The sequence below is a fragment of the Dyadobacter sp. OTU695 genome, from assembly GCF_038440355.1.
Lineage (GTDB): Bacteria > Bacteroidota > Bacteroidia > Cytophagales > Spirosomataceae > Dyadobacter.
The window spans coordinates 1-13,628 of sequence record NZ_JASATN010000007.1; the positions used below are offsets into that span (position 1 = coordinate 1).

Genomic DNA, 13,628 nt, shown 5'->3' on the forward strand with positions numbered 1-13,628 from the left:
CCTCGAAAGGCCCTTTTTTGTTTACCAGCGGTGAAAGAAAAGTAAAGTGTGTGGATAGTGCTAGCTATGGAGTGTGTGTGATGTAGCCAGGATGACTGTTACAAATCAAATACGTAAAAGTGATCTTCCCAAAGTTGTTGAATGATAGGCTGGGGTCAGTTAGCAATCGGTGATCCGGTGTCTGATTAGCCCTTTTTGGCTGACTTTATGTTATTGTTAAGGAAGCTTGCGGAAATGATTCCGTGGATACCTTTGCAGTCATAGATAAATCGTTCATGAAGCAACTTTTCTCTTTAATCCTCGCCTTTGTTCCGGCAATGCTGGTTGGGAACGTATATGGACAGGGTAAGACGGTAAACCTGATCGCGCACCGGGGTGGGGTAGTGGATAGTACTTTTACGGAAAATGGCCTGCCGGCACTGCGAGAGGCCGCCCGTCAAGGTTACAAGATGGTCGAAACGGACATGCGCGTGACGACCGACGGTGTTTTGATCGTCAACCATGACGCAGATTTTATGCGGTTCTATGGCGATCCGCGCAAAGTGACGGAGACAAGCTGGGCGCAAGCGCGCAAGCTTACCAGCAAGGTAGACGCTAACCATCCCATGCTTCTCGAAGATGTGTTCAGGTTTTGTGCTAAAAATAATATGGCCGTGATGCTCGACAACAAGATCGCCGGGCTGGATTCCGCACTTTTTTACTCTTTGATCGAAATGCTGGACAAGTATCATCTCAAAGAAACGGCCCTGATGATTGGAACCGACGAATCCACCGCATTCTTTACCGGCAAAGTGCGCCTGAGCTGCTCCCGAAAACAGCTGGAAGAGAACATGTGGAAATCTGGCTATCGGGCGGAGAATTATTACCTATTCGAAAGGCCGGCCGGTCTCACGCGCGAGGATGTAGCATGGGCGAGGGAAAACAAAATTCGTGTCATAGCCGCGATCAACAAATTTCATTACCGCAAATCGGCGAACATGATGGGCGATGCACAAAAAGATTGCGAGCGCATGCTTGAATACGGTGTAACCGAATTTCAGATCGATTCGGAGTTCAGAAAGCTCCTGAAATAGTGTAAAAAAAACTTACATTCTGTTTAGGGGTTTGTGAAAGTTGTTTGACTATACATACAGATCCGAGTAAAGGAGCACCCTCATGACTAAATTTCTAACCGACGAACAGCTGGTGACGCAGCTTCGAGAGAGCAATAAGCGTGCTTTCGAGGAGATTTACGACCGTTACTGGTATAAACTGTTCTGCATTTCCTATCATCAGGTAGGATCGCGGGAAGAGTGCGAGGAGTTGGTGCATGACATTTTCGAGAGTCTTTGGAACAAACGGCTCGATACTGAAATCCGAAACCTGAGTACCTATCTGGTGATCGCGATGAAGTACCGGGTGACCAATTTCATCAAGTCGCAAATCACGTGGCGGAAGTATCAGGAGTACCAAATTCTCAACAAAATTCAGGAAACCTACTCGACAGACGAAATCGTGCAGTTTTCCGACCTGTCGCGGGCGGTGGATGAGGTAATGCGCAAATTGCCGGAGAAGACCAGCCGCGTATTTCAGTTGAGCCGTTTCGAAAATCGTCCCGTAAAGGACATTGCCGAGGAGCTGAATATCTCCGAGAAGGCCGTGGAATACCATATTACCAAATCATTGAAAGCATTGAGAGAAAATCTCTGGATGTATTATTCCAGCAACTAAAACCTATACACGCCTCCGCAAATGACACCTGATAGCTACGAAAAACTGATAGAGAAATATATCGCCGGGGAAACGACGGTAGAGGAGGATTTAAAAGTAGAACAATACCTCAGGGACAATCCGGCGGACGATTCGGAGGTATTGCTATCCGAAAAAGAAGAAATCGGCCAGCGTATCCGGCGGAAGCTTTTGAGCAATACAACAAGAAAACCGGTCAGGATAGGCTGGTGGGCAGCGGCGGCAGCCTCGGTAGCGCTGCTGGCGGGTATTGTTTGGTATAATACCCCCCAACAAAGCACTTACTTCCCCGCATTAAGTGCGATCTGGAACAGCGATGATGAAGGTTTTGCGGTGCGTAATACCTCGCGCAAGCCCCAGCGCCTGACCCTGGAAGATGGCAGCGTGGTCATCCTCCAACCCAATAGCCGGATCAGCTATCCGGAACATTTCGGGGAGCGTAAAAGAATGGTGTACCTGCACGGTGAAGCCTTTTTTCAGGTAAAAAGAGATGTGACAAAGCCATTTATCGTTTCCACGGAAAACCTGGCTACACAGGTTCTGGGGACAAGTTTTAATGTAAAATCCTATGATGGCGCCGGCTCGATAGAAGTGCAGGTTGCTACCGGGCGGGTTTCGGTATACGAGACGAGCAAGACTTCCGGCAAGAACGGCTTTATCCTAACGCCCAACCAGAAGGTCGTGTTCGATAAAGAATCAAGGAAAATGGAGTTGGGAATCGTCAGAAATCCGGTGGCAGTGAAGAAGGCCGAATCTGTGGCGCGGTTTGAGTTTGCCGAAACGCCTGCGACTGACGTACTGGCATTGCTGGAAAAGACTTACGGCATTGATATCGTCGTCGAAGGCGATGTCCTGCGGAACTGCCTTTTCACGGGTGATCTCAACGAACTGCCGATGTTCGATCAGCTCGATCTGATTTGCAAGGCAGTGAATGTAGAATATGAAAGCCGCGGTGCTTCGCTGTTTGTTTTTGGCGAAGGTTGTGGCAACTGATTGGAAAACAGTAAGTAAGTTTAATAAAGTGCCGGCCATGCGCTAACATGTCCGGCCGTTTGAATACCCTTCCTGGCAGAAGGATACCGTTTGTTTTTGAGTTGTTCAGTTCACAAAAACCTTTAAAATTATGCATAAAAAAATACCCTTCAAAAGGGTTGTTTACAAAGTCATGAGTGCTACGGCTAAACAACTTTTGCTTGCTTTGATATGCTGCGGGATTTCCATGGCGCATGGCGTTTATAGCCAGGAGTTGCTCAACAAGGAAATTTCGCTGAAAGTCGAGTCGTTGGAAATCAGGCAGGTTTTGCGCCAGATCGAAAAACAGGCCGACGTTAAGTTTGTATACAGCTCCGGCAGTATCCAGGGCAGGAGCACTGTTGCTACCAAACAGCTTCAGGGCTCGCTGAACCGGGTGCTGGATCAGTTGCTTACGCCGCTGAACGTTTCTTACGAAGTCGTTGGGAATTCGCGCATTCTGTTGAGAAAAAAGAGCGATCCTCAAAGCGCAGCCCCGTTTCACGCCGCGACGGCAGGTGCGGTAGCCGATCGCACGGTAACGGGTAAGGTCGTCGACGAGAAGGGCGTTGGTCTTCCGGGGGTAAATATCCTCATTGTAGGGAGCCAGCAGGGCACAGTTTCTGACCAGAATGGCCAGTTTCAGCTCAGCGTCCCGGATAATGGTGCCACGCTGCGTTTTTCTTTTATTGGTTATGTGAGCCAGGATGCTGCCGTGGGGAACAATTCGGTGATCAATATCTCGATGGCGCCCGATGAGAATGCATTGAAAGAAGTGGTGGTAGTGGGTTATGGAACCCAGGAGAAAAAGGACGTGACTGGGGCGGTGTCCTCAGTGAAAGGTTCTGATTTTCAGAATCTTCCCTCCGGAGGTGCCCAGCAGGCATTGCAAGGCCGTGCGGCGGGTGTGAACGTGATCCGTAACGGCGGTGCGCCGGGCGACGCGGGTACGATCCAGATCCGGGGTTTTGGAACGGTCAACAATGCTGATCCGCTGGTGGTCATCGACGGCGTCCCTGCCGGTTCGATGAACGACGTGAATCCCAATGATATCGAATCCATCGAGATCCTGAAAGATGCTTCCGCATCCGCCATTTACGGAACCCGCGCGGCCAACGGGGTGGTGATCATCACAACCAAGCGCGGTACTTTTGATAACCCGATTGCCGTAACTGTGAACGGATATGCGGGTATCAGCAACCGCATTAAAATCCTTGACATGCTGGAAGCACCCGATCTGGCTGCATTGAAACGGGAGGCATACAAAAACGACGGCCTGCCCGTGCCGCCGATATGGGAGGATGCGCAATATCAGACCCAGAAAACCAACTGGCAGGAAGCGCTGCTCAAACAAGGTGTTACCCAGAACTACGACGCGGCAATCCGCGGTGGTGGCAAGTATTCGTCCTTCTCAATTTCGGGCGGTTATTATAATGAAAAGGGTATTATCGGTAAATCCTATTATAAACGGTATACATTTCGTGTCAATTCGGATCACAAGATCGGATCGAGGCTAAAAATAGGGCAGAACCTGCAATTCACGAATACGCATAACACCTCACCGAATACAACTTCATCGCAGACAGGTTTGCTTTGGAGTGCGATCCGCTTCCACCCGGGCCTGCCAATCCGCAATGCCGACGGTTCTTACAGTTCCACAAAGGGCATCGGCGCATTTGGAGATATCAACAACCCGATTTTTACCGTCGACAACCAGGACCAGAACAATATCCGCAACCGCATTTTGGGTAGCCTTACCGGCGAGCTGGAACTTCTGAAAGGTCTGAAACTGCGCGCGAACCTGGCCATGGACGCGACTTTTTCGGAGAGCACGAATTTCGACGTGAAGATCAATGATCAGTTTCGTACCAATTCCTACAATCAGCTTGACCTGACACATGGTAAATACTGGTCGTTCCTGCAGGAGTACTTTCTTTCTTACGACAAGAAATTCGGCGCGCACAGCCTGAACCTGGTTGGCGGTTATACTTCACAGACATTCAACAGCATTTCAGCCAAACAACGCGGCCGCGATTTTGCCAGCGAAGACCCTACGCTGCGCTACCTGCAATATGCCGGAACGATCGTCTCGGTGGCAGGGGAAGACGGTAACCGCAGCTACGATGCGCTGGCTTCGTGGTTTGGCCGTGCCAACTACTCGTTTATGGATCGTTACTTGTTGACGGCCACATTCCGTTCGGATGGTTCATCCAAATTCGCACCGGGTAATCGCTGGGGATATTTCCCCGCATTCTCGTTGGGATGGCGGCTTTCAGAGGAGGCTTTCTTTAAAAACGCGTTGCCGGTGTTCAGTAATTTCAAGCTGACGGGCGGCTGGGGCCAGCTGGGTAATCAAAACGTCAATTCGTTGCAGTACCTGGCATTGATTAACTCGTCCTACCGCTATGCGCTGGGTGCGGGCGGTACGCAAAACCCGATATCGGGCGCAGCACAGAGTCGACTGGCTAACCTGCAAATAGGTTGGGAAACAGCCGAAATGGCCAACTTTGGCCTGGAAGCGGGGCTTTGGAAGAATGCGTTGTACGTCTCAGTCAACTATTTTGTCAAGAACACTAAAAAAATGCTGCTGGCGCCGCCGTCTGTCGGAACAATCGGTACCTCTATTATTCCTGACCAGAATATTGGCCAGCTGCGCAACAAGGGCGTGGAAATCGAGGCGTCCTACCGCCACTCGTTCGGTGAACTGACCTTGAACGTAAGCGGTAACGCCACATTGATAAAAAACCGCATTACCAAACTCGCTACGCCAGGCGGCTTCCTTGCTTCACAACTGTATGGGCGCGGGCAACAGGAGATCGTGCGCACGTATGAGAACAATCCTTACGGCACATTCTACGGCTATAAAGCGGATGGCTTGTACCAGAGTCAGGCGGAAATCGACTCGGATCCCAACATTGCTAACGATTCCCGTAAGACCAACGGACAGATACACCCCGGCGATGTTCGTTTCATGGACCTGAACGGCGACGGTATTGTCGACGACAAGGACCGGACGATCATCGGAAGCCCACAGCCGAAAATTAACTACGGTTTGAATGCAGGCCTGAATTACAAAGGATTCGACTTTAACCTGTTCTTCGTAGGTGTAGGCGGGGTTTCTATCTTCAATGCCGACCGTATGCAGGGCCTGGATGCGAGCTACTCTTTCAATTTGTATAAAGAAGCTGCTGAGCGCTGGAATGGCGCAGGTACCAGCAACACCGTACCGCGTGTGAGCATCGATAATCCGAACCGTAACTTCCGTCCTTCCGATCTGTTTATCGAAAAAGGCGATTTCTTCCGCCTGAAAAACTTCACATTGGGTTATAGTATTCCAAAAACGGCCATCGAGAAGGTGAAACTGTCGCAGGCAAGGATTTACATTACCGGACAAAACGTTTTCACATTTACCAAATACAACGGACTAAACCCCGAGCTGGGGTATGTAGGCGGGGATAAGGCGGCCGGATTGTACAACCAGCTGAATGTAGATTACGCGCAGTATCCACAGGCGCGCACGTGGACCATCGGCGCAACTTTGTCATTCTAACCAGGACGGGAAATAACCCTAATTGATATCAAGATATAACAGATATGAAAAAGATATATGTACTGGCCGGATGGCTTTTCCTGATGGCCGTGACCAGCTGTAACGACGACCTGCTTGAAAGCACGCCATACGGACAGGTGACCTCTCAACAATTCTGGCGTAACGGCGATGATGTGGTGGCCGCGACCAATGCGATTTACGCGCCGTTGCTGAACGAAGACGGCTTTGCGCACACCGAATACACTTTCGACAACTGCTCTGACGACATGAACCGCGCAGGTGACCATTCCGACGAGACTTCTCTCGAAATGTTCACATTCGATGCCGCCAATTCGCACATTCTCGCTACATGGTCTACCAAATACGAGGTGATCTCACGCGCCAACGCCGTGCTGATCAACGCTCCGAAAGTGACGATGGACGAAGCATTGCGTAACCGTACCATGGGCGAGGCATACTTTCTCCGTGGATTTGTGTACTGGCGTCTTTCATTGATTTACGGCGAAGTACCGATTATCCTCGAAGACGATGCCCTGAACAACAACTATAACAAACCCAAGGCAACGCTCGCAGAAGTTCGTGCTCAGGCCGAATCGGATTTTCTGAAGGCTGCCAGTCTGTTGCCGGTAAGCTATGCCGATGGCGACGCGGGCAGGGTTACGCAAGGTTCGGCGAACGGGTTTTTGACGAAGTTGTACGTGTATCAGGAAAACTGGGCGAAAGCGATTGAGGCGGGACAGAAGGTGATCGGCAATGCGGCCTATAAGCTGGCCGGCAATTACGATGAAAACTTCCAACTCACGACCGAGAACAACCCCGAGATACTTTTCTCCCTGCAATATGAAACCGGGTGGACTACCGACAATTCACCTACCTTTTACCATACGCCCCAGGCATTTGGAGGATGGGGTTTCCATGAGCCGATCGAAGACCTGGTGCAAGAATTTGAAAAAGGCGACCCGCGCCGCTCGTACTCCATTTACAGTCCGGGCGACAAAGTGAACCGCGGGGCGGCGGGAACGACCACATTTGCAGCCAACATGACCCGTGTAACCGGCTACTCGTTCCGCAAATACACGAGCTTTACCGATGCCGGCGACATGAGCCAGAGCCTGAATGCGCCCTTTCTCCGTTCGGCCGATGTGTATCTGCTGGTCGCCGAAGCAAAAATACGTTCAAGCCAGAGTGGTGATACCGAGCTGAATGCAGTGAGGAAGCGTGCCGGACTGCCCGCCAAAACCGGTGCGAAAATGGCCGACATCATGCACGAGCGCCGCGTGGAGCTCGCCGGAGAAAACGAACGCCACCAGGATCTGATGCGCTGGGATAAAGCTGGGCTGATCGACATCGCCGCGCATTATAAAATCGCCCGGGGGCCATTCAAGCCAAGCCGCAATTTTATCAAACCCAAACATTACTATTTCCCGCTTCCGCAACGTGAGGTGGATTTGAGCAATGGGGTTTTGAAGCAGAATGCGAATTACTAATAAAGGATCGTGAAGGATGTTCATGTCATCCTGAGCGCAGTCGAAGGATAGTGGCGATAACGCAAGCGCTTCGACTGCGCTCAGCGTGACATTTGTCGATTTACACACAAATGACTCGTTGACCTAATGACTCTGTTTCCCAAACTGCCATTTATCATAATTGCCGTCGCATTTGCTAACCTCACCGCCTGCAACACGCGTGAACGTGCGCTTGCCGGCGTGTGGCGCACGGATTCGATCAGAAACTTTGTGAATGGGTTCAGTTTTACCAATAATACTTTCGACGAGCACTGGTCGACGTTCGAGTATGGGGCGGATGGCGTGATGATCGAGCGCAAAAAGGAGAAATTCAAAAAGTACCGCTACCAGCTTCCATCCGCCGATTCACTGGTTTATACCGACTCGACCGGCCACAGGCTCAGCGGCTTTCAGATCGTGAAGCTTTCGGACGAGCAATTGATCTTGAAAAAGGCGCAGAAACCTTATCTTCCGGGCAAGAACCAGGAACTGTATGAAGTCCGGTTTTTTACTAAAATTCATGCAGGGAAATAACTGCATTCGCCCATGGCCCGTCCGCTATCCTTATTTGTTTGCATTGCCGGGCTGATCGGAGCCTGCACATCGAAGAAAAATGATCAAAAGCTGTTTGAACTGCTGTCTCCGGATGAAACCGGCATCCATTTCAACAACCGGCTCCACGAGGATGATCAACTCAATATTCTTACTTACGAATATTTTTACAATGGCGGTGGGGTAGGTGCCGGCGACATTAATAACGACGGGCTTACCGACCTGTTCTTTACCGGGAATATGACCGAGAGCAGGTTGTATGTCAATAAAAGTAAGGGGCAGCAAATTGAATTTGAGGATATTACGGCAAAATCAGGCATTCAGGTAGCCGAAGGCTGGGCAAGGGGAGTGGCCATGGTGGATATCAACGCCGACGGCTTCCTCGACATTTACGTTTGCCGGGCCGGGCCAGCACAGGTTGGTACGCTGGCGAATCAGCTCTTTATCAATCAGAAAAACAACACATTCAAAGAAGAAGCAAAGGCCTACGGATTGGATTACAGCGGTAACACCACCCAGGCCGCATTCTTCGATTACGACCACGACGGAGATCTGGACGCCTACCTCGTCACTAACGTGATGAATATGCGTGGCCCGAACAATATCCGGCCGAAGGTCGGTGATGGCTCTTCTCCCAATGCCGACCGCCTTTTCCGGAACAATGGAAACGGCACATTCACCGACGTTTCGAAAGAGTCCGGCATTTTAGAAGAAGGTTATGGCCTGGGCATTTCCGTTACCGACGTTAACAATGACGGCTGGCCGGACGTCTACATTTCCAACGATTATGTGTCGAACGACCTGCTTTATATCAACCAGCAAAACGGCACGTTCAAAAACGAAATAGCCTCGTATTTCAAGCATCAGAGCTATTCGGCGATGGGTAACGACGCGGCCGATATCGATAACGACGGTCTGGTCGATTTCATCACCGTGGATATGCTGCCCCAGGATCCCGTCCGCCGGAAGAATATGTTCGGGTTGATGAACTACGACAGGCATTTGTCGGAGCTGCGGATGGGCTACGAGCCGCAATTCATGCGGAATACATTACAGCACAACGAAGGCAATGCGCCGGGTGGTAATCAACCTGTTTTCAGCGAAATAGGGCGCTATTCCGGCGTGGAAGCCACCGATTGGAGCTGGGGCGCATTGTTCGCCGACTACGACAACGACGGTTTCCGGGACCTGATGATTACCAATGGCTACCCCAAGGACATCACCAACCGCGATTTTGTGATTTACCGCATGGCCGAGTACGAAATGCAAATGCGGTCAGGCAACGGCGACAACCGGCGACTCTCCGACGCATTGAAGAAAGTAGAAGGCGCCCACGTGCCCAATTATTTGTTCTCCAATAATCACGACCTGACATTCTCCAACAAATCCGCCGACTGGGGCTTTGATATTCCCTCGTTTTCCAACGGTGCCGTCTATGCCGATTTTGACAACGACGGCGACCTCGACATCGCGATGAACAACATCGATAGCGAAGCCTTTTTATACGAGAACCATTCCGAGCGGAAACCGGAACAGCATTTCCTGACTGTCAAACTGAAAGGCCCCGCATTGAACCGGGATGGTTTTGGAGCAAAAATCCACCTGTGGACGGCAAATGGAGAGCAGTACGCCGAGCACTCTCCCTACCGCGGCTACCAGTCGACAATGGAGCCGGACCGCGTGCATTTCGGCGTGGGTAATGCTTCCAAAGTCGATAGCGTTACGGTCGTTTGGCCTGACGCCCGGATGCAGGTTATGAAGAATATCAAAGCTGATCAGATACTTGAACTGGATCACGGAAAGGCCACGGGTAATGCGCCCACCGGCTATCCCAAAACAGCCGCGGCTTCGGCAGATGCGCCCATTTTTACGGGATTGACCGGCACCGGCATTGATTTTCAGCACAAGGACGACCTCTACATCGATTTCAAAGTGCAGCCATTGCTGCCACATTTGTTATCCCAAAACGGCCCGGGCATCGCGGTCGGCGATGTGAATGGCGACGGTCTCGATGACTTTTACGTTGGAGGCGCATTCAACCAGTCGGGACGTGTGTTTGTGCAGGGAAAGCACCAGCGTTTCACTTCAAAAGCATTGGTTACCGGGCAGAAATATGAGGAGGATATGGGCTCGCTGTTCTTCGATGCGGAAGGTGACGGGGATCAGGATTTGTATGTGGTGAGCGGAAGCAACGAGTTCGAGGCCGGTTCTCGTTACTATCAGGACAGGCTGTATGTCAATGATGGAAAAGGGAATTTTAATCTCAATATCAATGCATTACCGCCACTAACGGCGAGCGGCTCCACGGTAAACGCCGCCGACTTCGACCATGACGGAGATCTCGATCTCTTCATCGGTGGCAGGCTCGCTCCCGGCGCTTATCCGATGCCCGGTGAGAGCTACATTCTCAGAAATGAAGGAGGCAGGTTTGTGGACGCGACGCAGCAGGTTTGCCCCGAGATCCAAAATATTGGCATGGTTACCACGGCATTATGGACCGACTTCGATCGCGACGGCTGGGTAGATCTGATCGTTGCGGGTGAATGGATGCCCGTTGTTTTTTATAAAAATAACCAGGGAAAACTGACCAACGTAAGCACGCAAACCGGCTTGAAAAATACAACAGGTTGGTGGAACAGCATCGTTTCGGGCGATTTCGACGAAGATGGCGACACCGATTATGTGCTGGGCAACGTAGGCCTGAACAGTGAAGGTAAGCCATCGATTGACAAGCCGCTTACATTACTGGCCAAGGATTTCGACCATAGCGGCACCATGGACCCGGTAATGGCCCGCTACATCGGCAACGACCTGTACCCGGTACACCCGCGTGACGAAATGACCAGCCAGATGAACTTCCTCAAAAAGCGGTTCGTCTACTACGCCGATTATTCCAAAGCAAAAATTACAGACATTTTCAAGCCGGAAGAATTGCAGGATGCGAGCAAACTGATTTGCGAAACGATGCAATCCGTCATGCTCGAAAACAAGGGCGGTGGCCAGTTCGCCATGAAATACCTGCCCGCTGCGGCCCAGATGGGGCCGGTGTACGGCCTGCTCGCCGAAGATTTTAACCACGACGGGCACCTCGACCTGCTTCTTTCCGGCAACAGCCACGCAACAGAATCGATCAGCGGCCGGCTCGATGGATTGAATGGTTTGCTCATGGTCGGCAATGGCAAAGGCGCATTTGCGCCGCTCCGTGCAGCCCAAAGTGGCATTTATATTCCCGGTGACGCCAAAGGACTGGTGCATTTGACGCTCGCCAACGGGCAGTCAATGGTCGTTGCTGCACAAAATAATGGTCCGCTGCTCGCTTTTGCCGGCGATGTTCGTAGCAATATGGTTTATATCAAACCTGCATTTGAGGACGCATTGCTGGAAGCTACCTACGCCGATGGACGAAAAAAGCGCATTGAACTGGCGTACGGTTCGGGCTATTTGTCGCAGTCGGGCAGGGGAGTGGCGTTGCCCCGGGAAGGATTGCAAAAAGTAATGGCCATTGATTTTCGCGGGCGTTCGCGAGAGGTCGCGTTTTGATGGTTGTCGTATTCCAGTTGTAGCTGCATCCTCGTTGTTGTTACATGCCTGACGGCATTTTTGACCATTAAAGGTTAACTGGTTGTTACCAATATTACATCGCTACGCGATTTTTTCCATTGGACTCGACGTGGAGGTTACAGTTCAATGCATTCAAATGCAGTAGGCATGTAATATTGGTAGCAAAAACGTCGTTGCGGTTATCAGAAATGCCGTCAGGCATGCAATAACATATACGTTGCGATAAAAAGCCAACAGACTTTTACCAGACAAACGTCCCGACTGCTCCGGCTTTCAGGCTAACATTCGTCACGAGCGCGCCATCCTGGATCGTGAATTTCTTCTCCGCATCCGAATCGTTCAGCACGATTAACACCTTTTTTCCGTTCGGTGTCAGGAATGCCACATTCGGCAACTTTTCATCCGCAGGTCGCCCGATCGTCACATTCGTCTCCGAAGGGATCCTTACCGAGCCGGGGCGTACAAACTTCGAGGCATGCGCTACCACATAATAGGCCGCATTGCGGGTCACTTTGTCTCCATCGATGGTAATCCCGCCCAGGCAGCGGTCGCATCCGCCACGGTCGGTGAAGGGGCGGTTTTGCGGGTTACTCGTCAGGTTCCATTCCAGCACCGTTTTGGCCCAGTTCCGGGTAGCGCCTATGGTAAGATTTTTGATGTGGTTCGGGAAATCTTTGGCAAAATCGCCTGGTGCGCCCATCCATTGCTCGGTGAAATAGAGGTTTTTGTCGGGGTGAGCGTCGTGGACTTTCGATAATGCGTCGATGGTGCCTCCATACAGGTGAAATGCCGAGCCGTCGATGTATTTCTTGGCATCCGGGTCGTCGAGGATTGAAATCGGATACTCGGGCTTGTCGGCATTATGGTCGTAAAGAATGATTTTAGTATCAATTCCGGCTTTTTCAAATGCGGGCCCAAGGTGGTTTTTGACGAAAATGGCCTGGTCTTTTGCGAGCATCAGCAAACTGGGGTTGTTGCCAGGGTGTAAAGGCTCGTTCTGAACGGTAATAGCGTCGATGCGAATGCCTTCTTTCTTCATATCCTGCACATACCGCACCAGATACCGCGCATAAGCATCATACCATTCCGGTTTCAGGCTTCCGCCGCGGGTATCGCCGTTGTCCTTCATCCATACCGGCGGCGACCAGGGCGAGCCGAGGATTTTCAATTTCGGGTTAATGGCCAGGATTTCCTTTAAAACCGGGATCACATCTTTCCGGTCCGGACCGAGATCGAAATGCTGCATCTCCGGATCGGTTTGGTCCTGCGGCAAGTCGTTGTAGGAGAATACCTTTTCGTTCAGGTCGGATGCACCGATGCTCACGCGCAGGTAGGCCATACCTATGCCGTTGCCGGCTGTCGAGAAAAGCTCTTTGAGCAATGCCGTGCGGGCAGCAGGGCTCATACCGATCAAATGCTGCGCGCTGCCACCCGTAAGCGTGAAGCCGAACCCGTCGATCACCTGGTATTTCCGCCTGGGGTTCATATGGACGACCGTCGATTCAACAGGAGGCGCATTTTTCGACATTTTCCAGAATCTGAGACTGGGCTGTTGCTGGAAGAGTGCCGATTTATCAGGATTGGTAAGCCAGAAACCGACCTTTTGGGATTGGCCAGGGGCCATCAGGGAGGTTAGCAAACAGATACCGAGCAGTAACAAAGGTTTAGGATTGATGATTTTCATGCGGCGAGGTTTATGAATGAGAGCTTGTGAGTTGAGG

The 13,628-nt window shown here is 51.2% G+C and carries 8 protein-coding genes; 7 read left to right on the forward strand and 1 reads right to left on the reverse strand.

All coding sequences use genetic code 11. The features are described 5' to 3' along the window. Positions 1-275: 275 nt before the first annotated feature. The 7 genes from AAHB90_RS14615 to AAHB90_RS14645 all read left to right on the forward strand — a co-directional run bounded on the left by AAHB90_RS14615 (position 276) and on the right by AAHB90_RS14645 (position 11,886). The gene (locus tag AAHB90_RS14615) at positions 276-1,073 is read left to right on the forward strand and encodes a glycerophosphodiester phosphodiesterase (protein WP_342085947.1); all 798 of its coding nucleotides are present in this window, start codon (positions 276-278) and stop codon (positions 1,071-1,073) included. Positions 1,074-1,155: 82 nt separating this feature from the next. Further along, positions 1,156-1,710, forward strand: a complete 555-nt coding sequence (locus AAHB90_RS14620; protein WP_342085948.1) for an RNA polymerase sigma factor — start codon at positions 1,156-1,158, stop codon at positions 1,708-1,710. Between the two features lie 21 nt (positions 1,711-1,731). Beyond that, complete coding sequence (locus AAHB90_RS14625) at positions 1,732-2,721, forward strand: FecR family protein (RefSeq protein ID WP_342085949.1); 990 nt, start codon at positions 1,732-1,734, stop codon at positions 2,719-2,721. Positions 2,722-2,851: 130 nt separating this feature from the next. After that, the gene (locus AAHB90_RS14630) at positions 2,852-6,289 is read left to right on the forward strand and encodes a TonB-dependent receptor (RefSeq protein WP_342085950.1); all 3,438 of its coding nucleotides are present in this window, start codon (positions 2,852-2,854) and stop codon (positions 6,287-6,289) included. A 44-nt stretch (positions 6,290-6,333) separates the two neighbouring features. After that, a complete protein-coding gene (locus AAHB90_RS14635; RefSeq protein ID WP_342085951.1) occupies positions 6,334-7,776 on the forward strand; it encodes a RagB/SusD family nutrient uptake outer membrane protein in 1,443 nt (480 codons plus the stop codon). A 126-nt stretch (positions 7,777-7,902) separates the two neighbouring features. Further along, positions 7,903-8,328, forward strand: coding sequence for a hypothetical protein (locus tag AAHB90_RS14640; protein ID WP_342085952.1), 426 nt, complete (start codon positions 7,903-7,905; stop codon positions 8,326-8,328). Positions 8,329-8,340: 12 nt separating this feature from the next. Next, complete coding sequence (locus AAHB90_RS14645; protein ID WP_342085953.1) at positions 8,341-11,886, forward strand: VCBS repeat-containing protein; 3,546 nt, start codon at positions 8,341-8,343, stop codon at positions 11,884-11,886. Between the two features lie 262 nt (positions 11,887-12,148). Here AAHB90_RS14645 and AAHB90_RS14650 read toward each other — a convergent pair whose 3' ends face one another. After that, complete coding sequence (locus tag AAHB90_RS14650) at positions 12,149-13,591, reverse strand: glycoside hydrolase family 30 protein (RefSeq protein ID WP_342085954.1); 1,443 nt, start codon at positions 13,589-13,591, stop codon at positions 12,149-12,151. Positions 13,592-13,628: the final 37 nt, after the last annotated feature.